This window comes from Tsukamurella sp. NPDC003166 (genome assembly GCF_040611135.1).
Lineage (GTDB): Bacteria > Actinomycetota > Actinomycetes > Mycobacteriales > Mycobacteriaceae > Tsukamurella.
Map to the genome: position 1 here is coordinate 94,090 of NZ_JBEXNL010000003.1, position 19,807 is coordinate 113,896.

At 70.0% G+C, this 19,807-nt stretch carries 17 protein-coding genes; 10 read left to right on the plus strand and 7 right to left on the minus strand.

The window, feature by feature from the left end; genetic code table 11:
* Nucleotides 1–7: 7 nt before the first annotated feature.
* Entirely contained in the window at nt 8–1,501 is a 1,494-nt protein-coding gene (gene dnaA / locus ABZX10_RS04720) for a chromosomal replication initiator protein DnaA (protein WP_355535054.1), read from the minus strand.
* A 632-nt stretch (nt 1,502–2,133) separates the two neighbouring features.
* Here dnaA and rpmH point away from each other — a divergent pair.
* From rpmH to ABZX10_RS04765, 9 genes are all read left to right on the plus strand, one after another.
* The gene (rpmH, locus tag ABZX10_RS04725) at nt 2,134–2,277 is read left to right on the plus strand and encodes a 50S ribosomal protein L34 (protein WP_068526256.1); all 144 of its coding nucleotides are present in this window, start codon (nt 2,134–2,136) and stop codon (nt 2,275–2,277) included.
* A 108-nt stretch (nt 2,278–2,385) separates the two neighbouring features.
* Complete coding sequence (rnpA, locus tag ABZX10_RS04730) at nt 2,386–2,766, plus strand: ribonuclease P protein component (protein WP_355535057.1); 381 nt, start codon at nt 2,386–2,388, stop codon at nt 2,764–2,766.
* Entirely contained in the window at nt 2,763–3,023 is a 261-nt protein-coding gene (gene yidD / locus ABZX10_RS04735) for a membrane protein insertion efficiency factor YidD (protein ID WP_355535059.1), read from the plus strand. Before rnpA ends, yidD begins: the two co-directional genes overlap by 4 nt.
* A 90-nt stretch (nt 3,024–3,113) precedes the next feature.
* Nucleotides 3,114–4,301 (plus strand): membrane protein insertase YidC, encoded by a 1,188-nt coding sequence (yidC, locus tag ABZX10_RS04740; protein WP_355535061.1) that lies wholly within the window; start codon nt 3,114–3,116, stop codon nt 4,299–4,301.
* Between the two features lie 53 nt (nt 4,302–4,354).
* Nucleotides 4,355–4,900, plus strand: a complete 546-nt coding sequence (locus ABZX10_RS04745) for a R3H domain-containing nucleic acid-binding protein (protein WP_355535063.1) — start codon at nt 4,355–4,357, stop codon at nt 4,898–4,900.
* A 190-nt stretch (nt 4,901–5,090) separates the two neighbouring features.
* Nucleotides 5,091–5,753 carry a 16S rRNA (guanine(527)-N(7))-methyltransferase RsmG gene (gene rsmG / locus ABZX10_RS04750; protein ID WP_355535065.1) on the plus strand — a complete coding sequence of 221 codons (663 nt, stop codon included), beginning with the start codon at nt 5,091–5,093 and terminating at the stop codon, nt 5,751–5,753.
* A 2,713-nt stretch (nt 5,754–8,466) separates the two neighbouring features.
* Entirely contained in the window at nt 8,467–9,381 is a 915-nt protein-coding gene (locus tag ABZX10_RS04755; protein ID WP_355535067.1) for a ParA family protein, read from the plus strand.
* Between the two features lie 2 nt (nt 9,382–9,383).
* Entirely contained in the window at nt 9,384–10,412 is a 1,029-nt protein-coding gene (locus ABZX10_RS04760; RefSeq protein WP_355535069.1) for a ParB/RepB/Spo0J family partition protein, read from the plus strand.
* Between the two features lie 6 nt (nt 10,413–10,418).
* Complete coding sequence (locus ABZX10_RS04765) at nt 10,419–11,141, plus strand: GNAT family N-acetyltransferase (protein ID WP_355535071.1); 723 nt, start codon at nt 10,419–10,421, stop codon at nt 11,139–11,141.
* Between the two features lie 97 nt (nt 11,142–11,238).
* Here ABZX10_RS04765 and ABZX10_RS04770 read toward each other — a convergent pair whose 3' ends face one another.
* From ABZX10_RS04770 to sigM, 5 genes are all read right to left on the minus strand, one after another.
* Nucleotides 11,239–12,432 (minus strand): N-acetylmuramoyl-L-alanine amidase, encoded by a 1,194-nt coding sequence (locus tag ABZX10_RS04770; RefSeq protein WP_355535073.1) that lies wholly within the window; start codon nt 12,430–12,432, stop codon nt 11,239–11,241.
* A gap of 101 nt (nt 12,433–12,533) precedes the next feature.
* Entirely contained in the window at nt 12,534–12,857 is a 324-nt protein-coding gene (gene trxA / locus ABZX10_RS04775) for a thioredoxin (protein WP_355535075.1), read from the minus strand.
* Nucleotides 12,858–12,892: 35 nt separating this feature from the next.
* Nucleotides 12,893–13,849 (minus strand): thioredoxin-disulfide reductase, encoded by a 957-nt coding sequence (gene trxB, locus ABZX10_RS04780; RefSeq protein ID WP_355535077.1) that lies wholly within the window; start codon nt 13,847–13,849, stop codon nt 12,893–12,895.
* A 100-nt stretch (nt 13,850–13,949) separates the two neighbouring features.
* The gene (locus ABZX10_RS04785; protein ID WP_355535079.1) at nt 13,950–14,561 is read right to left on the minus strand and encodes a hypothetical protein; all 612 of its coding nucleotides are present in this window, start codon (nt 14,559–14,561) and stop codon (nt 13,950–13,952) included.
* Nucleotides 14,562–14,697: 136 nt separating this feature from the next.
* Nucleotides 14,698–15,330, minus strand: coding sequence for an RNA polymerase sigma factor SigM (gene sigM, locus ABZX10_RS04790; protein ID WP_355535081.1), 633 nt, complete (start codon nt 15,328–15,330; stop codon nt 14,698–14,700).
* A gap of 266 nt (nt 15,331–15,596) precedes the next feature.
* Here sigM and ABZX10_RS04795 point away from each other — a divergent pair, with 266 nt between their 5' ends.
* On the plus strand, nt 15,597–19,025 hold the full coding sequence (locus ABZX10_RS04795) for a proline dehydrogenase family protein (RefSeq protein WP_355535678.1): 3,429 nt from the start codon (nt 15,597–15,599) through the stop codon (nt 19,023–19,025).
* A 47-nt stretch (nt 19,026–19,072) separates the two neighbouring features.
* On the opposite strand, the gene ABZX10_RS04800 is transcribed toward ABZX10_RS04795, so the two are convergent.
* Nucleotides 19,073–19,705: a DNA-3-methyladenine glycosylase I gene (locus tag ABZX10_RS04800; RefSeq protein WP_355535083.1), complete on the minus strand. Its 633-nt coding sequence runs from the start codon at nt 19,703–19,705 to the stop codon at nt 19,073–19,075.
* Nucleotides 19,706–19,807 lie beyond the last annotated feature (102 nt).

Genomic DNA, 19,807 nt, shown 5'->3' on the forward strand with positions numbered 1-19,807 from the left:
GACAGTGCTATTGGCTGCGTCGTTTGATCCGGGTGGTGAGCTCCTGCACCTGGTCGTACACGCGGCGCCGCTCGGGCATCTCCTTGCGGATCTTCCGTTCCGCGTACATCACCGTGGTGTGGTCGCGGTCGAAGATCTGCCCGATCTTCGGCAGGGACAGTTCCGTCAGCTCTCGGCACAGGTACATCGCGATCTGGCGCGCGTGGGTCACGGCTCGGGCCCGCTCAGTGCCCTTGAGGTCGGCCACCGAGATCTCGAAGTACTCCGCGACCACCGAAAGGATGGTGCTGGAGGAGATCTCGAGCGTCGTCGTGTCCGGCACCAGGTCGCGCAGGACCATCTCGGCCAACTCGTAGGTCACATCGGTCTGCGTCAGCGAGGCGAAGGCCGTCACGCGGATCAGTGCACCCTCGAGCTCGCGAATGTTGCGGTCGATACGAGTAGCGATGAGCTCCAACACATCCGGCGGCACGTGGATCCGTTCCATCTGCGCCTTCTTGAGCAGGATGGCCATGCGGATCTCGAGTTCTGGCGGTTGCACATCGGTGATCAGGCCCCACTCGAATCGCGTACGCAGCCGATCCTCCAGTGTCGCCAGCTGTTTCGGCGGACGATCGGAGGAGATCACGATCTGCTTGTTCGCGTTGTGCAGCGTGTTGAACGTGTGGAAGAACTCCTCTTGGATACCCAGCTTCCCCTCGAGGAACTGGATGTCGTCCACGAGCAGGATGTCCACGTCACGGTAGCGCTGCTTGAACTGGACCTGGCGGTCGTCCTTGAGCGAGTTGATGAAGTCGTTCGTGAACTCCTCCGTGGACACGTACTTGACGCGCATCCCGGGGAACAGCCGGCGCGCGTAATGCCCGGCGGCGTGCAGCAGGTGGGTCTTACCGAGGCCGGATTCGCCCCAGATGAAGAGCGGGTTGTAGGCGCGGGCCGGCGCCTCCGCCACGGCGAAGGCCGCGGCATGTGCGAATCGGTTCGACGCTCCGATGACGAAGGTCTCGAAGGTGTACTTCTGGTTGAGGCTCGAGCCCGATGAGCCCGACGGTCCCGTTCCGTTGCCGTTGGAGGCCGGTCCGGTCATGGGCGGCGGCAGCTGGACGGACGGCGACGGCGCACCGGGCATGCCGGGCGAGATCTCGGTCACGCGTACGGCCAGATCCGCGGTGCTCGGTCCCGACGGTGCGTCCGCTGGCGCGATGACCGATGGCGCGACGACCGGGGGTGTGGCGTCGGGAGAGATGCGTACGCCGAGCTCGACGTCCTGCCCCAGCCGGGTGGTGAGCGCCGCGACGAGCGGCTCGCGCAGGCTGCGCTCGATCGCGTCCTTCATGAGCTGTGAGGGCACCGCTACGAGCGCGAAACCCTCGGTCAGCGTCAGCGGCTGCACCAGCTTGAGCCAGGCCTTCTCCTGCTTGGTCAGGGTGCGATCGGTGTTGTCTCCGCAGAGCTCGTCGACCACGGCGGTCCACGTCTCGATCAGCGGATCAACGGTCATCTGGTCCTCCACACCGGTTCGAAAGCTTTCGTCTTCCGGCTTCCGACCGGCGTTCTCGTCACGTCCAATATCGAGCTGTGCATATCCGAACCCCCAGCCGACCTGCGCAAGAGACTGTACTCCACAGGTTCATCCACAGGTGTGGACAACTGTGAGTACAGGTGTTGCCGGCCGCCTACTTCGGCCGTGGAGAGATGTCGCAGACTGCAGATTCAGCGGTCGGGACGGACCGGTTAGGGCGCAGCCCCGAGCCCGCTACACGCCCGATGCCTGTCGGCCCGGAGCTGCCGTGCTCGGACGCCACGGGGTGCCGTGGCCGTGCTCAGCAATCGCATTCGGCAAAGTTAACAGAGTGGAGCGCGGTCCTCAACACCGAGCACATTCCCGCAGGACGATGTGGGATGTCGGCGCGCGTCGGCGTGTCGGCAGAGACGTCCTGTGAGCTGCGTCACGGAGGTGAACGTGTTCCGGTTTGACCTTGTCAGTGGGGATAAGTAGGCTTGACCGGTCTGTGCGCACAACCGATCCGTCGGGCGGGTTCGACCTCAGGTCGAGCTTCATGTGCCGCCGAAGAGTTTCCGTCCACCACAGGCGGCGCATGAGCGCCGTCTACTTATGCAAGGAGTGTCACCGTGGCCAAGGGCAAGCGGACGTTCCAGCCGAACAACCGTCGCCGCGCGCGGGTGCACGGCTTCCGTCTTCGTATGCGCACCCGTGCCGGGCGCGCCATCGTCTCTGCGCGTCGGACCAAGGGCCGCGCGAAGCTGACGGCCTGATTCCGACTTTCGCGTAGCGCCACCGTGTCCGGGTCACCGGGTGCGGTGGCGTTCGTGCAGAGGCGAGAAGAGAAGGCAGACCGACACGTGTTACCCGCCCGCCACCGGATGAGCTCGTCGCGCGATTTCGCCGCGGCGGTCAAGGGGGGTAGGCGCGTCGGTCGCCGATCGATCGTGGTGCACGTGGCGAATGCGACGAACCCGAGCCCGGTCCCCGCTTCCGAGGGGGGACCGGGCCTCGTCGTGTCCGCAGCGGACGTCGTGCTGCCGGCGCCGCGCGTGGGCCTGGTGGTGTCGAAAGCCGTGGGCGACGCGGTGACCAGGCATGCCGTGGCCCGGAAGTTGCGCGCTGCTGCGGCTTCCGTCACGGGCGAATTGGACGACGGTGCCCTGGTCGTGGTCCGGGCGTTGCGCGCGTCGGTGGACGATGACGCGAATGAGCTGGCGGCGCAACTGCGGTCGGGCCTGACGAAGCTGGGTGCGTTGTGAGCGGCGCACATCCGGGCACCGTCGGCGTTCGGCTGCGGGCCGTGCCGCGTCGAGCCCTGATCTCTCTGGTGCAGCTGTACCGGACCTGGATCTCCCCCGTCCGCCCGCCGACCTGCCGATTCGTGCCCACCTGCAGCGAGTATGCGGTGGAGGCGCTTTCGGCGCACGGCGCCGTCAAGGGCGGGTACCTCAGTACCATTCGGCTGCTCAAATGCGGCCCGTGGCATCGCGGCGGATGGGACCCCGTCCCGGAGTAGCCACTCCCCCATCGGCGCCCGGCGCCGTCCGCGCGGATCACCGCGCCCGAGAACCTCTTCCGCAAAGAACAGCTAGGAGCTCAGAGAACCGTGGCTTTCAATCCAGTCTCGCTGGACTACGTGTACTACCCGGTATCGGGGATCATGTGGGTCTGGCACAAGGTGTTCTCCTTCGTGCCCGGTCTCGGCCCGGACAGCGGCATCACGTGGGCCCTGTCGGTGGTCTTCCTCGTGCTCACGCTGCGCGCGATCCTGTACAAGCCCTTCGTCCGGCAGATCAAGACGACCAGGCAGATGCAGGAGTTCCAACCGCAGATGCAGGCGCTGCGGAAGAAGTACGGCAAGGACCGGCAGAAGCTGGCCCTGGAGATGCAGAAGTTGCAGAAGGAGCACGGGTTCAACCCGCTGCTAGGCTGCCTGCCCGCTCTGCTCCAGGTGCCCGTGTTCATCGGCCTGTTCCATGTCCTGCGCTCGTTCAACCGGATGCACGAGGGCGGGAGCCCCACGTCCTTCCTCGGCGGCCCGCAGATGTCGGCCGAGCAGACCCGGAACACGGCCAACTACTTCTTCTCCGCACACGACGTCTCGAGCTTCCTCGACGCCCGCCTGTTCGGCGTGCCGCTGTCGTCCTACGTGCAGCAGAACCCGAAGGAGTGGGTGGCGTTCATGAACCCGCCCGTTCCGTACCACGAGGGCATGGACTTCGGCTTCACCAAGTGGAACATCCTGATCTTCGCGCTGCCGCTCATGATCATCGCCGCGTTGGCCACGCACTTCAACGCCCGCGCCTCGATCTCGCGCCAGCCGGTCGCCTCGCTGGAGAACCCGCAGACGGCCATCATGAACCGCCTGATGCTGTGGATCTTCCCGCTGGGCGTGCTGGTCGGTGGCTTCTTCCTGCCCGTCGCGATCCTCCTGTACTGGGTCACGCAGAACATCTGGACCTACTTCCAGCAGCACATCGTGTTCGGCCGCCTCGATAAGGAGGACGAGGAGAAGAAGCGGCTCGCCCAGGAGAAGCGTGCCGAAAACGCGCCGAAGCCCGGCGCGAAGCCCAAGCGCGGCGGCGCCGTCGCCCTGACCAAGTCCGCCGCGGAGGCGGACGCCGAGGACGCCGGCGACGATGCCGGCGAGAGTGCGGCACCGTCGAAGCCCTCCCCCGGAGCGAAGCCCGCCGCGGGTGCGAAGCCCAAGGTTCAGCACCCTTCCGCGAACGCGCGGCAGCAGCAGCGCAACCAGCAGCAGCGCACGAACAACCGTAAGAAGCGCAGGCGCTGATCGCACTGTCCGTGCCCCGAAACCCCCTGATGAATGATTCCCAAGGAGTACCCATGGCTGACGACGTGACCGTCGAGGAGGAGCAGACCGCCGACACCGCTCCGGCTGCCGCCGAGAGCGCTGCGGAGGACGACGACGACGAGCTGGTCGAAGAGGGCGAGATCGCCGCCGACTACCTCGAGTCCCTGCTCGACATCCTCGATTTCGACGGCGACATCGACCTCGACGTCGAGGGCGGCCGCGCGATCGTCGCGATCGACGGCGGCGAGGATCTGGCGAAGCTGGTCGGCCAGCGCGGCGAGGTGCTCGACGCCCTGCAGGAGCTGACGCGTCTCGCGGTGCAGCAGTCCACCGGTGACCGCAGCCGCCTCATGCTCGATGTGGCCGGCTGGCGCGCCGGTCGCCGGACGCGTCTCTCGAGCCTCGGCGCCGAGGTCGCGCAACGCGTCGTCGAGTCCGGCGAGAAGGAGTCGCTGAAGCCGATGACGCCGTTCGAGCGCAAGATCGTCCACGACGCCGTCGCCAAGATCGACGGTGTGCGCTCCGAGAGCGAGGGCGCGGAGCCGAACCGTCGCGTCGTGGTGCTCCCCACCGCATAGACTGCGGAGTAGGTGAACGATGGGTCCCGGGCCATGCGCCTGGGGCCCATCGTCGTTTCCAGGCGACGCCGGGCCTGGACTGTGGCGGCCGAGGTAGTCGACGAGTGGTGTGTGACAGGAGTGGTTTCACGTGGAACAGCGCGACGAGGTGACGGAGAGCTCTGTCGATGGTCAGGCGACCCTGGAGACGATGCCTCCGACTCCCCCGATCGCGGGTGAGGTGTTCGGCGAGCGCCTCGCGCTCGCGGAGGAGTACGCGCGCGTCCTCGCGACCGACGGCGTGGTGCGTGGCCTGATCGGTCCGCGCGAGGTGCCGCGGCTGTGGGAGCGGCACGTGTTGAACTGCGCCGTGCTCGGCGAGCTGCTCGAGTCCGGCGAGACGCTCGTGGACATCGGGAGCGGCGCGGGCTTGCCGGGTGTGCCGGTCGCGATCGCGCGCCCGGATGTCGAGGTGATCCTCGTCGAGCCGCTGTTGCGTCGCGCGGTCTTTCTCGAGGAGTTCTGCGGTCCGCGCCTGACCAATGTCCGGGTGGTACGTGGACGGGCAGAGGAGCGTTCGGTGATCGATGCGGTCGGTGGTGCCGACGCCGTCACCTCCCGCGCCGTGTCCGGCTTCCCCAAGTTGGCGCCGTGGTCCGCTCCCCTGCTCCGGGACGGCGGTCGGTTGCTCGCCCTGAAGGGCTCGCGTGCCGCTGAAGAGATCGAGGAGCACGGTGCGATTCTTGTCAAGGCCGGCCTTCGCGAGCCCGAGGTGGTGCTGTGCGGTGTCGGTATCGTCGATCCCGCGACGACGGTGGTCCGTGCGATTCGCCGAGCGCCGGTGTCGAAGAAGCGCGCTCGGGCCCGGAAGTGATCCGAATCCGGGCATTTCCGGCGCGGATTTCGCCTAGCCGACTACTCACGGACTGTTTCGACACGTGACAATTGGCTCGGTTCGATGATGCCCCGCGCCGTCCGGATATGAGAATTTAGGTACCGGCGTCCCATTTTCGGGGGTGATTCTCGGACCCCCCACGACTCGGGGAGTCCGCCGGCACCCCCGTGCGGAGGCATGATCGACGACAGGAGCCCGCCGGCCGGGAGCTGGCTTCGCGGTGCGGGTGATCTCGATGCGGCGGAGTTCGACGCGCTGCCGTCCTGCGCACGGGACCGGGCAGTCCACCAGAGCGGTCGCATCCACTCCTCCGTGAGGCTTGCTCGGTCCTACTCTGCGCGGTCGGTCGATCTGGTGCCAGCGGAGGGGTCCGACGGTGTGGGCCACGGCGCAGGCGGGGGTGGCCCATCGAGGATGGCGTCGGACGTTGACCTGACACGTCGGCCTGTGCAGCCCGACGGATCCTGGTCGTGCTTCGGTGCGTAGTGGCGACGACGCGGAGCGTGCGGCATGTCGGGTATCGACTGGGTTGCGGGTCGGCGGTGACGTGCGGACGTGACGCCGCCGGGCGTGGCGCTGTCGGGGTGCGAGCGAGGTCGAGGGCGGATCACGGCACATGAGCATCAGGCATCGGATCCGGCGCTGTGCGGGGCGCGGACCGCGGAATGGCTCACGGTCCGTCGATCGCCACGCCGGGCTTCGTCAACGATGCGGAGTCCTGTTGCTCGGTGCGGTGGGTGCAGGTGGCCGTGATGCCGCGCGAGAGGTACCGGGGCGCCGGGTCGCGATGCCTCGAGGCGGGCCGGGCACAGTGATCGAAGCGTCCGCCCGCGCGCATGGCGAACGGCGTGCGACGGACCGATGATGTTCGGGCGGGCGTTCGCCGCCGCATCCGAGTGATGTCGCGATGGCCTTCCGACCGGGGCCCGCGGTGGTGGGGTGTGAGGCGCCCAACGAGTGCTGCTGGATCGGTTCGCTCCGCTCCCCGAGACGTGGGCGCGTTTCACGTGAAACTCGCGCCGGTGGTGCTTGCGTGGTGGGTGGAGACGATGGCGTTCGGTGGACCGCGACGGCCGCTCGGAGAGCGGTGCTGGAGACAGCCGCGTCGGTGCGCTGACGGCAGCATTGAGCGGACGCTCCGTGGGCGTGCACGAACCCGAGGTGCGTACGTGTCCCGGGAGTGTCCGCACCTTTCCCCGGGCTTGCGCGGTCCCGTGCCCGGGCGATCGGCCGCCGGGGTCCTCGCGGCGGATGCGCACGGTCGCCGCGGAGAGTGATCGTGCGGCGACGACGGTTCACGGCGGATCCAGCGGAGCGCAGCCTCGAGGCGTGCCGTCGAGCCGGTTCGTGGTGCCGCCCGCGGAGTGGTACCGAGCGCGACCGCTGCATCGAGCCGAACATCGGTCGCTGCGTCGATGCGGGTGCGCCCGCCCTGCTGCCCGCGGGCGATGATGCGCGACGCCCGTCGACATGATGCGCCGGCCCTTCGTGGCGCGGAGGCCTGTTCTGCGTTGCGTCGTGCGTTCTGGCTTTCGGGGTGGGCATGGAAGCTGTGGAGCACGGGGATGCTGGTAGCCGGCGGCGCCAACCGCGCGGACACCTCGTGGCCGCGTGTCAGATGTTTCACGGGAAACACCGCGCGGAAGTCGTCCACCGATCGAGATCCGGGAACCCGGATGACTGCGCGGTAGAACGGAACCCGGTGCATCGGAGCTCGCCCGCGCACGACACCGCGATGCCATCGCCTGACGGGGAACCCGCGATCACCGGAGGTGGGCATGCAGACATGCGTGGGTCCACGGGGCAGGCTGCTGCATCCGCGTAGACGCTCGGAGGAAGGGGCGGCGGGAGCCTCCTCGTCAACGGCTCGCTCCCCGCTGACGGCGGCGTCGACACGGCCGCGACGGGCCGGTGCACGATCATCCTTCCGTGACCGTGACCGTGACCGTGACCGTGACCGTGACCGTGACCGTGACCGTGACCGTGACCGTGACCGTGACCGTGACCGTGACCGTGTTTCACGGGAAACATCACACGAACCCTGTCGTCCTTCAGGAGGAGGAGGACTGCGTCGCGGCGGGGTGCGCGTGCACAGGTCATCAGCGAGACGGACACAGACGCGGTCGCCGGCCACCGTCGTGCCGCCTCGAGCCCCCTGTCCCCGTCGTCGCGCATCGCCCTCCGAGCTGGGAAGAACACGAGAGGCGGCGGCATGGCATCGGAGGTGGTGCGGACATGACGCGCAATAGGGTGCCGCCGTCCGGATCGCGCGCACGCGGTCCGCACTGTCATGCGCGACGCATCCTCCGACGGCTCGGACCGATCCGACGATGGATCGCCGGACGCGGACGGCACGGCTGCGGACGGCCGGTCTACAACGGGACGACTGAGTGCCGGTCGCTCGGCGGCGGTGATGAAGGTAGCGGCGCGCAGGCAACCACGGTCGTCGCGGACGGCCTATCGCGGCGAGTCGGCGACCGTGCCGGTGCCGACGGAGAGAACTGCGCACACGGCTCGCCGTCACGGAGCCGGACGAGCGGCACCGTCGGGACACGGGACACATGTCCGCACCACGAACGCGACCGCGGCCGGGGCAGCCGGCTGTGTCGCTGGATCGTCGAGAGGAGTCGGACGCCCGGCTGACGCAGTCGGAGGGAGAAACTAGGATGGGGGCAACAGCTGAGGAGAGTACGTGACTGATCACGAATCCGGCTTCAACGTTTCACGTGGAACCACTGAAGACGACACCCCTATCGCCGCCGCGGCACAGCGTGCCAGTCAGGTCCTGACACCGGGGGCGGCGGGCACGTTGCCCAAGCCCCGCGCACGGCGCGTCCTGACGATCGCCAACCAGAAGGGCGGCGTCGGCAAGACCACGACCGCGGTGAACCTCGCCGCGGCACTCGCGCTCCAGGGTCTCAAGGTGCTCGTCATCGACCTCGACCCGCAGGGGAACGCGAGCACGGCGCTCGGCGTCGACCACCGGTCGGGCGTCCCGTCGACGTACGAGCTCCTCCTCGGCGAGACGACGCTGGCGGAGGCGATGGCGCAGAGCCCGCACTCCCCCAATCTGTTCTGCGTGCCCGCGACGATCGACCTCGCCGGCGCGGAGATCGAACTCGTCAGCATGGTCGCCCGCGAGACCCGACTGAAGAACTCGCTCAACAGTCCCGCTGCCGCCGACATCGACTACGTCTTCATCGACTGCCCGCCGTCGCTGGGACTGCTCACGGTCAACGCGCTCGTCGCGGGCCGCGAGGTGCTCATCCCGATCCAGTGCGAGTACTACGCCCTCGAGGGCGTCGGGCAGTTGCTCCGCAATATCGAGCTGGTGCAGGCGCACCTCAACCCGGACCTCCACGTGTCCACGGTGCTCCTCACGATGTACGACGCGCGGACCAAGCTCGCGGACCAGGTGGCGGCCGAGGTGCGCAATCACTTCGGCGACCGCGTCCTCGGTGCGACGATTCCGCGCAGTGTCAAGGTCTCCGAGGCGCCGGGCTACGGCACGACGGTGCTCGATTACGACCCGGGCTCGCGGGGTGCGATGAGCTATCTCGACGCCGGCCGTGAGCTCGCCTTCCGCGGCGCCGAGCAGGTGGTGTGATCATGGCGGGCCAGAAGAAGGGCGGCCTCGGCCGGGGCCTCGCCGCGCTCATCCCCACCGGACCCGACGAGGGGCCACGCCTGGGCAACGCCGCGGCGGACGTCATCATCGGGGGGCGACCCGCGGCACCGACGACGCCGGAGGAGAGACCGGTCGGCGCGGCTCGGCCCGGCGCGCCCGGGCCCACGGAGAAGCCGGCACCAGCTGACCTCGCGGAGGCGGGCGCGGTCTACCGGGAGCTCGCGCCCACGTCGATCCAGCCGAACCCGCAGCAGCCGCGGTCGGTCTTCGACGAGGAGGCCCTCGCCGAGCTCGTCCACTCGATCCGCGAGTTCGGGCTCATGCAGCCGATCGTGGTGCGTCCTGTGTCCTCGCCGCGCGGGGAGATCCGGTACGAGCTCGTCATGGGCGAGCGCCGCTGGCGCGCGAGCCAGGAGGCAGGCCTCGCCGCGATTCCCGCGATCGTCCGCGAGACCGCCGACGGCGACATGCTCCGCGACGCCCTCCTGGAGAACATCCACCGCGTCCAGCTGAACCCCCTCGAAGAGGCCGCGGCGTACGCCCAGCTGCTCGAGGAGTTCGGCGTCACCCACGACGAACTCGCCTCTCGCCTGGGGCGCTCGCGACCCGTCGTGACCAACACGATCCGCCTGCTGCGGCTGCCCGTCGCGGTACAGCGCCGGGTCGCGGCGGGCGTGTTGTCCGCAGGACACGCGCGGGCTCTGCTCTCCCTTGAGGCCGGTTCCGAGGCGCAGGAGGCCCTGGCGGCCCGGATCGTTGCTGAGGGGATGTCGGTGCGTGCCACGGAGGAGGCCGTCACGCTGGCGAACCGCGGGGACGGCACCGTCGCCCCCGCGCCCAAGCGGCGGCAGCCGGCGGACACCGGCCTGCGTGATCTGGCGGACAGGATCGCCGACCGCCTCGACACCAAGGTCACCGTGTCGATGGGCAAGCGCAAGGGCAAGATCGTGGTCGAGGTCGGTTCCGCCGACGACCTCGAGCGCATCGTCGCCCTGCTCGCCCAGGGGTAGCGCGCCATGGCCCTGACGATCGTGCCGTTGACCCTGGGCGGATTCGACGACCTCCCCCGCCACGTCCGACGGTGCGTCTACTGGGAGGTGGCGCCAGACGGTGCCACCCTCACGGACACCGAGTTCGACAAGGAGGCGTGGCTGTCGATGCTCATGCTCGAGTGGGGCTCCTGCGGGCAGGTCGCGATCGACCACGCCGTGGACGGTTCGGCGCGGGTGGTGGGGGTCGCCTTCTACGCCCCGCCCAGTAGCGTGCCCCGCGCGAGCCACTTCCCCACCGCGCCGGTGAGCCCCGACGCGGTGCTCCTGACCTGGGTCGGAGCGGAGCCCGGCGTTGAAATCAGGGTTCAGGAGGAGCTGGTCACGGCCGTCTGCACCGATCTCGTGCGGCGCGGCGTGCGCGCCGTGGAGGCCTTCGCGCTGCTCACCCCCGTCGGCATGCTGACCGAAGATGTTGTGGCACAACTTGATTGTGGACCATGTGGGTGCAAGCAGGTGCCGCTGAGCGACGCCGATTTCCTTGAGGGCATGGGCTTCGAGACGGTCGCGCCGCACCACCGCTTCCCGCGGCTGCGCCTCGAACTCTCCGAGGGACTGGGGTGGAAGGCGGGTGTCGAGCACGCCCTGGAACAACTTCTGGCCGCCTCCGCCGCCGAGGCGGCGCTCAGGACCGCGCTGGAGGACACCGGGGACGCCGCGGCACCCGTGGGGAGGGCCGAGGCGCCCTAGGCCCGCACGGGCCGCGTCAGGCCCGATTCCGCGGGTGCCGCAGGCCCGACGGTGCGCTCACCCCCGCCGGCGTGCCGGGCCGGGCGACGGCGGACCGTCAGGCCCGGTTCTCGGCGTTCTCCTCGAGCTCGAGGAGCTCGGCGAAGGTGTAGGTGCCGGTGGGCCGGTCGTTCTCCCCCAGCAGGTACAGGCGCTTCACCGCGACCAGGATCGCCTCGGCGATGGTGTCGCGCATCTGCGGTGAGGCGAGGACGGCCGCGTCGCCCGCGTTGGTGGTGTAGCCGACGTCGATCTGCACGGTGGGCATCCGGGTCAGGCGCACGATGTCCCAGGTGCGGCCGTGATAGTGGCAGTCGCTGAGCGGCGTGCGGGCGACGATCTCGCGCTGGATGAACCCCGCCAGGTTGCGGCCGATGTTCGAGCTCGCACCGTGCGTGTTGCCGAAGTGGAACGATGCCACCCCGTGCGCACGGTCGTTGCGGTAGTGCGCGGTGCGCAGCGCGATCATCATGTCTGCGTCGAAGGTGTTGGCCGTATAGGCGCGGGTGCTGTCGTCGGCGTCCATGCCGCGCGGTCGCGAAAGGTAGGTCTCCATGCCGGCGGCGGCCATGCGGCCCTCCAGCCGGGAGGCGAGATCCCAGAGCATCTCCTCCTCGGTCACCGGTCGCCCGTCGGGGCCGATCACCGCGAGACCGCGGTCCGGCCCGCCCAGGCCCGGATCGATGACGATCCGTTTGCCCGACAGACGGGGCCCGGAGCTGCGCACGTGCTCCTCCTCCTTGATGGCGTGCGGCGAGCCGCCCGTCACCCGGGAGCCGAGGAAGGTCAGCGAGCGCAGCGTGGCCGGGCCGCAGATCCCGTCGGAGACGAGGCCGAACTCACGCTGGTACGCCGAGAGGCCCAGATGGGTCTGAGGACCGAACAGGCCGTCGATCATGCCCGCGTAGAAACCCAGATTCTGCAGGCGGGCCTGCAGAGCCGCCACGTCGTCGCCCGACGGCGGCGCCGACGCGATGTAGCTCAGCGTGCGCGCGCCGAGCTGGTACGTGGACTCGCGCAGCGCGCGGTAGGTGGCGGGACCGACGATACCGTCGACCAGGAGGCCGCGCTGCTGCTGGAACGCCCGCGTGGCACGGTCCAGTCGGCGGTCGAACACGGCCTCGGGCGCCGTCCATCCACCGACCACGAGCTCGGTGGGCGCCACGTAGTGCCGGAGGAAACCCTGATCGGCGAGGATGCCGCGGATCTCCGCCACGGCGCCACCGTGATCGCCGAGGCTGATGCGTGGCATGGAGGACCCTTCGGTAGCTTCCTGCTGGCGGGTGGCCGACAGGGCGGGAAATCGAGTACACGATACGGCCTCGGGGCCCGTCCACCCAACGCGACGGCGCGTCACACCAGACCGTCGAGCTCCTTGAGGATCGCCGACTTGCTCTTGGCGCCGATCAGTTTGCCGGTGGGTTCACCGTTCTGGAACAGGAGCAACGTGGGGATGCTCAGTACCTGGTAGTCGCGCGGGGCGCCGGGGTTCTGATCGACGTCGAGCTTGGCGAAGGTCACCTTGTCGCCGTGTTCGGCGGCGAGCTGCTCCAGCACCGGGGCGACGACCCGGCACGGCCCGCACCAGGTGGCCCAGAAGTCGACGAGGACGGGCTTGTCGGACTCGAGCACCTGCTGCTGGAAGGTGTCGTCGGTGACGGTGACGATCTCGGCCATGGTTTCTCCTGGGGGAAGGGGTGAGGTGGGGGTGATTACTGCGCGACCGCGGCCTCGCGGTGATGCGCGAGCCAACGCTCCGCGTCGATCGCCGCGGAACAGCCGCTGCCGGCCGCCGTGATGGCCTGGCGGTAGGTGTGGTCCACCAGGTCGCCGGCGGCGAACACGCCGGGCACGCCGGTCGCCGTGGTACGGCCCTCGACCTGCACGTAACCCTCGTCGTCGACGGTGACCTGGCCTGTCACCAGCTCGGACCGCGGATCGTGACCGATCGCGACGAACAGGCCGGTGACCTCGAGCGTGTCGACCGCGCCGGTCACGGTGTTCTCGACGAGCAGCGACTCGACCGACTTCTCGCCCTGCACCGCGTTGACCTTGGTGTCGGTGAGGAAGCGGATCTTCTCGTTGGCCCTGGCCCGGTCGAGCATGATCTTCGACGCGCGGAAGGTCTCGCTGCGGTGGATCAGCGTGACCGACTTGGCGAACTTGGTGAGGAAGATCGCCTCCTCCATCGCCGAATCCCCGCCGCCGACCACGGCGATGTCCTGCTCGCGGAAGAAGAAGCCGTCGCACGTGGCGCACGCGCTGACGCCGCGGCCCAGCAGGGCCTCCTCGCCGGGAATGCCGAGGTAGCGTGCCGCGGCACCCATCGCCAGGATCACGGCGCGGGCGCGGTAAGTGCCCTCGGAGGTGACGACCACCTTGATCTCACCGTCGAGCTGCGCGGACTCCACGTCCTCCATCCGCAGGTCGGCGCCGAACCGGATGGCCTGCTCGCGCATCTCGTCCATGAGCGTGGGGCCCATGATGCCGTTCTGGAAGCCGGGGTAATTCTCCACCTCGGTGGTGGTCATGAGAGCGCCGCCGAAGTTGGTGCCTTCGAACAGGATGGTCTTCAGCTCGGCGCGGCCGGCGTAGACGCCCGCCGTGTATCCGGCCGGACCCGATCCGATGATGATCACATCCGCGATATCGGTGCCTGCTGCAGTCATCTACCTACCCAACCTCGAAGAAAGCGCCCGGATCACCCGAGCGGACATGTCATCCCAACGGTGCCGGGCCCGGAGATGTTCCCGCTCACCTTCTCCCAGGTTACGGCGTGGTGGCCCGCCCGGCCGCGCCGGCGGGCAGCACGCGGTCCACCAGGACGGCCGCCGACTCCCCCCGCGCGCACGACGCCGTCACTGCCAGTACCCGTAGGTCTCCCCGGGTGCCGCCGGGGAGGAGGAGGATGGTGGCGTTCTCACCGCGCAGCTCCATCGGGCCTGCGCCGAGCAACGTGCGCCGCTCCGATGGCACCGCGGCCGCATCGAGGCACCGGGTGAGGGCCGCACCGTCGGTGAACGGGCCCCTGTCGCCCCCCGGCGACGCCGCCGTGAGGAGCACTCCGGGTTCGGGGATGGTGCCGTCGGGCTCTTCGACGGTTCCGAGAGCGACCCCGCCGGCCAGGATCCCGACGGCGGCCGCGGCGGCTCCGAGCGCGTACCGCAGCCGCCGCCGCGGCAGGACGGGGGCGGGAGCCGACAGGATCGCGGCTTCGATGGCGCGGTCCCCGAGTGGTGACTGACCGCTGTAGATCCCCGGGGCCGACCAGTGGGCGTAGGTGCGGTCGCGGTACTCGGCCAGGGCCGCGTCGACTCGAGCCTCTTCCGTGCGGCTCAGCCGACGGGCGTCCCCCGTCGGCTGCGATCCGGCCTTCTCCATGGAGCCTCCTCCCCTGAACGTCTCCCATGAATTAGACGCACCAGCCGGGCGATCGGTTCCATCGTCGCAATATCCGTTGTGCGGAACCGGAGCGATCGGGTCCGCGCGATCGGGTCGCGGGATCCGGTGGGCCCGGTCAGCGGAGCAGGCGCTCGAGACGCGCCCGCGCGCGTGCCCGCCGGCTCTTGACGGTGCCCGGTGCCACCCCGAGAAGTTCCGCCGCCTGGTTCACCGACAGGCCGTGCATGTCGACGGCGATGACGGCCGCCCGTTGGTCCTCGGGGAGCATCCGCAGCGCGGCCTCGACGGTCAGCCGACGATCCAGGTCCTCCGCGCACCGGCCCTCGTCCGAAGCGACCTCACTGAGGTCGTCGGGCATCGGCAGCGACGCGCGCAGTTGGTTGCGGCGGGCCCGGTCCAGGCAGGCGTTGACCACGATGCGATGGAGCCAGCTCGCGACCTTGCAGTCGCCGCGGAAGGTCGGCGAGAGCTGGTACGCCCGCAACATGGCTTCCTGCAGGCAGTCCTCGGCGTCCGTGTAGTCCCTGATGGTTCGTAGTGCCGTGGCGCGGAGTTGCCGGCTGTGCCGGTGGAAGAGCTCCGCGAAGGCCTCGCCGTCACCGTGCGCCGCATCGGACAGCAGACGCTCGTCCGACGGCCGGTCGCGACTGTAGCGCGGGCGCTGCCGGCGCCGCGCTGCATCGATCGCCTCGGTCGACGGATCCCCCGGTCCGGTCGAACGCGAGATGGTCTTCCCCCACTCGGTCATCTACGGGATCGTAGAGAGTCCCTACGGCGATTCGCATACCTTTCAGAAGTATTCGACCTCCGATAGAAATAGGAGCTGAATATTCGCGATAGCACACGGGATCGCGCTTCGGAGTGAGCGGCGTTACACTCATCCATAGGCCAGGTGGCGCACCCGTCGCTGTGGATTCTCCATTCACTGCGCGAGCTATCAGGAGGCCTCTCATGGTCGAACCGTCCCGTCTTCCGTCCGACGCCGGGTCCACGCCGCTCGTCGCCGCCCCGCCCATGACGAATCCCGAGCACGATCCCATCGTCGACGCGGCGGTGACCCGGGCGCAGCGCTGGTTGTCCGCGAGCCGCGGTCCCCGTCCGGCCGAGGTGAGCCGGCGCGAGGCAGCGGCGACCGCCAGTCTCGCTGCGTTGCTCCATGACCCGAGTGGCGTCGAGTTCACGATGGGCTTCGTCGATCGGGTAGCCCGCCCCGAGGACGACCGGGTCGCGGCGAAGGCGCTGCGCCGCCTCGTCTCCCCCGCCGCCGGCGGCGGTCCCGGCTCGACGTTCATGAGTCCCCTCGACGCGGCGATGCTCCGGGCGGGCACCGTCGCCGCCGGTGTCGCACCGTCGATCGCCATGCCCGTGGCGCGGCTGCGGCTGCGGCAGCTGGTGGGGCACTTGGTCTTCGACGCGGACGGTGAGAAGCTCCAGCGGCGGCTGCGCCGCGCCCGCGAGGTCGGCGTGCGGCTCAACCTGAACCTGCTCGGCGAAGCCGTCCTCGGCCAGGGCGAGGCCGACAACCGCCTCGCACGCACGCACGAGCTCCTCGCGAACCCGGCCGTCGACTACGTCTCGATCAAGGTCTCCTCCGTGGTGGCCCAGCTCGTCCCGTGGGACCTCGAGGGCAACCGCGACCGGGTCGTCGAGCGGCTGCGGCCCCTGTATCGGACCGCCCGCGACGGTGGGAAGTTCGTGAACCTGGACATGGAGGAGTACAAGGACCTGCACCTGACGATCGAGGTGTTCGTCGCCCTCCTCGACGAGCCCGAGTTCCGATCGCTCACCGCAGGAATCGTGCTGCAGGCCTACCTTCCCGATGCCCCGGCCGCCCTCGCCCGACTCACCGAGTTCGCCCGCCGCCGGGTCGCCTCGGGCGGTGCGCCGATCAAGGTCCGGCTGGTCAAGGGCGCGAACCTCGCGATGGAGCGTGTCGATGCCGACGTCCACGACTGGCCGCTCGCGACCTACGGCGACAAGGCCGACGTGGACGCCAACTACCTCCGGTTGGTCGACACCGCGCTGCGCTCCGAGAACGCCGACGCGATCCGCATCGGCGTCGCCTCGCAGAACCTGTTCTCCGTGGCGTACGCCGTCGAGCTCGCACAGCAGCGGGACTTGCAGCGCCAGTTGGACATCGAGATGCTGCAGGGAATGGCGCCGATGGAGGCAGCCGCCGTGCGCTCCGACGTGGGCTCGCTGATCCTGTACACGCCCGTGGTGCACTCCGGCGACTTCGACGTGGCCGTCTCGTACCTCGTCCGCCGGCTGGAGGAGAACTCCTCCAGCGACAACTTCCTGTACGCCATGTTCAGCCCCGACGCCGGCGCGATCGACGTGGAGGAGCAACGCTTCCGGACCGCGGTCGCCCGGCGCGACGTGGTGCAGGACGGGCCGAACCGGGTGCAGGACCGGGCGAACGACCCCGTGCGGCCGCACGACGGTGCCTTCGTCGGCGAGCCGGACACCGACCCGTCGACCTCCGGGAACCGGGCGTGGGCGCGCGCGGCCCTCGCGGCGCAGGTCGCCGTCGAAACCCCTGCGCGGGTAACGGATCCGACCGTGGTCGATCACGCGGTGGATCGGGCCCTGGGCGCGCAGCTGCGGTGGTCCCGGCTGCCCGCCGCCGAGCGAGCCGCACTGCTGCACCGGGTGGCCGACGAGCTGGCCCGGCGCCGCGGCGAGCTGCTCAGCGTGATGTCCTACGAGGCCGGCAAGACGGTCTCCGAGGCGGATCCGGAACTGTCCGAGGCGATCGACTTCGCGCGCTACTACGCGCGGAGCGCGCTGGAGCTCGACGCCACCACGGCCGGCGAAGCCGTCTTCACGCCACACCGTCTCGTCGTGGTGACGCCGCCGTGGAACTTTCCCGTCGCGATCCCCCTGGGCGGCGTGCTGGCGGCGCTCGCCGCGGGTGCCGCGGTGATCATCAAGCCGGCCCCGCAGGTGCTGCGGTGCGGCACTGCGGCGATCGCCGCCCTCCACGCCGCCGGCGTCCCCGACGACCTGGTGCAGTTGGTGAACGCCGACGAGGCCGACGCCGGGCACCGCCTGGTGACCCATCCCGACGCCGACGCGGTGGTGCTCACCGGCGCCAGCGAGACCGCGGCCCTGTTCCGTGGCTGGCGGCCGGACCTCGACCTGCTCGCCGAGACCTCCGGTAAGAACGCGATGATCATCACCCCCGCGGCCGATCCCGACCTCGCGGTGAACGACCTGGTGCGCAGCGCCTTCGGGCACGCCGGCCAGAAGTGCTCCGCCGCGTCGCTGGGCATCCTGGTGGGCAGCGTCGGCGGCTCGCAGCGCGTCCTGGGCCAGCTGCAGGACGCCGTGCGCACCCTGGTGGTGGGCGAGGGGCACGACCTCGGCACCACCGTCGGCCCGCTGATCGAGCCCGCCGCCGGCAAGCTCCTGCGCGGGCTCACCGAGCCGGGGCCCGGCGAGAGCTGGCTCGTCGAGCCGCGCAAGCTCGACGACGCGGGCCGGTTCTGGACGCCCGGCGTGCTCGACGGTGTCGCCGAGGGCAGCTGGTTCCACACCACGGAGCTGTTCGGGCCGGTCCTGGGCATCATGCGGGCCGCGACGCTCGACGACGCCCTGCGGTTGCAGAACTCCACCGGCTACGGGCTCACCGCGGGTCTGCACAGCCTGGACCCGGAGGAGATCGACCACTGGCGGGAGAAGGTGGAGGCCGGCAACCTCTACATCAACCGGCACATGACCGGCGCCATCGTCGCGCGGCAATCCTTCGGCGGGTGGAAACGCTCCTCCATCGGCCCCGGGGCGAAGGCGGGCGGCCCCAACTACGTCGCCCAGTTCGGACGCTGGGCCGACGCCGCGCCGGCGACGGGGCCCGACGGCACCGTCGACCTGCCGGCGGTCGCGCCCACCATGTTCAGCGAGCGGATCATCGCCGCGGCCCCGGACCTGTCCGACGCCGACGTGCAGTGGCTGCACGCCGCCGCGGCATCCGACCAACGGGCCTGGGACGCCGAGTTCGGGCTGGAGCACGACCCCACCGGGCTGGCGAGTGAGGCGAACGTGTTCCGCTACCGCCCGCTCCCCCACTTGGAGGTGCGGGTGGGGGTCGGCGCTCGGCCGCGGGACCTGGTGCGGCTGCAGCTGGCCGCCGCCCGCACCGGCACGCGGCTGGACGTGACAGTGAGCCCCGATGCGCCCGCGCTGCCCTTCGTGGCGCCCGAGCACACCGCGCAGGACTACGCCGACGGCCTGGCGGGGCGCGCCGAACCCGTGCGGATCCGACTGCTCGGCGAGGCCGAGCCCGCGGTGGCCGCCGCGGCCGCGCGGCACGGTCACAGCGTGCTGCGCGGGCCGGTGCTGCTCTCCGGCCGGCGGGAGCTGCTCACCGTGCTGCGCGAGCAGGCGGTGAGCACCACCCGGCACCGGTACGGCCACATCTCCGGCGGGGCAGCAGTCCACTGACCGGCCCGCGGCGGCCCGCCTCGCGCTGCCGCCCGGTCCGCTGCGCGCTACTCGGCGGGCCCGCCGGCCGTGTCCCAGACCCCGGAGCTGCCGCGCCGATGGCTGCCCACCAGATGATCGTCGACGATGCCCACCGCCTGCATCAGGGCGTACATCGTGGTGGGCCCCACGAACCGGAAACCCCGGCGGCGCAGCTCCTTCGACAGCGCCACGGACTCCGGCGAGGTGGCGGCGACCTCGGCCATCGTGCGCGGTGCCGGTGTCCGCTCCGGCTGGAAGGACCACACCAGCGGGACCAGGCCGCCGTCGTCCCGCAGGGCCACGGTGGCCCGGGCGTTGCCGATGGTGGCCTCGATCTTCTGCCGATTCCGGATGATCCCCGCGTCGCACAGCAGTCGCTCGACGTCCGTCTCGTCGAACGCCGCCACCGCGTCCGGATCGAAGTCCGCGAAGCCGGCCCGGAACGCCGGGCGTTTGCGCAGCACCGTCGCCCAGGACAGGCCCGCCTGGAAGCCCTCGAGCGCGATCCGCTCGAACAGGCCGCGCTCGTCCCGGACGGGCATGCCCCATTCCGTGTCGTAGTATTCGCGCAGCAGGCCGTCAGCCGCCCATGCCGGACGCGCCAGCCCGTCGTCACCGATGAGCACGCCGTCCTCCGGCAGACCCCGTGGTTCCGTCATCTCGTTCCCCCCGATCGAGTGCGCCCGGCGGGCGCCGTCATGAGGAACGGTAGAGCACCCCACTGACGAGTTCCGGATAAGCGCAGCCCAAGCCCCCGTTCA

Coding starts and splice junctions, on each gene's coding strand:
- ABZX10_RS04795 (WP_355535678.1), top strand. CDS start 15,597: ATGACGAATCCCGAGCACGATCCCATCGTCGACGCGGCGGTGACCCGG.
- ABZX10_RS04785 (WP_355535079.1), bottom strand. CDS start 14,561: ATGGAGAAGGCCGGATCGCAGCCGACGGGGGACGCCCGTCGGCTGAGC.
- ABZX10_RS04770 (WP_355535073.1), bottom strand. CDS start 12,432: ATGCCACGCATCAGCCTCGGCGATCACGGTGGCGCCGTGGCGGAGATC.
- trxA (WP_355535075.1), bottom strand. CDS start 12,857: ATGGCCGAGATCGTCACCGTCACCGACGACACCTTCCAGCAGCAGGTG.
- ABZX10_RS04760 (WP_355535069.1), top strand. CDS start 9,384: ATGGCGGGCCAGAAGAAGGGCGGCCTCGGCCGGGGCCTCGCCGCGCTC.
- rnpA (WP_355535057.1), top strand. CDS start 2,386: ATGAGCTCGTCGCGCGATTTCGCCGCGGCGGTCAAGGGGGGTAGGCGC.
- ABZX10_RS04745 (WP_355535063.1), top strand. CDS start 4,355: ATGGCTGACGACGTGACCGTCGAGGAGGAGCAGACCGCCGACACCGCT.
- sigM (WP_355535081.1), bottom strand. CDS start 15,330: ATGACCGAGTGGGGGAAGACCATCTCGCGTTCGACCGGACCGGGGGAT.
- ABZX10_RS04800 (WP_355535083.1), bottom strand. CDS start 19,705: ATGACGGAACCACGGGGTCTGCCGGAGGACGGCGTGCTCATCGGTGAC.
- ABZX10_RS04765 (WP_355535071.1), top strand. CDS start 10,419: ATGGCCCTGACGATCGTGCCGTTGACCCTGGGCGGATTCGACGACCTC.
- trxB (WP_355535077.1), bottom strand. CDS start 13,849: ATGACTGCAGCAGGCACCGATATCGCGGATGTGATCATCATCGGATCG.
- dnaA (WP_355535054.1), bottom strand. CDS start 1,501: ATGACCGTTGATCCGCTGATCGAGACGTGGACCGCCGTGGTCGACGAG.
- rsmG (WP_355535065.1), top strand. CDS start 5,091: ATGCCTCCGACTCCCCCGATCGCGGGTGAGGTGTTCGGCGAGCGCCTC.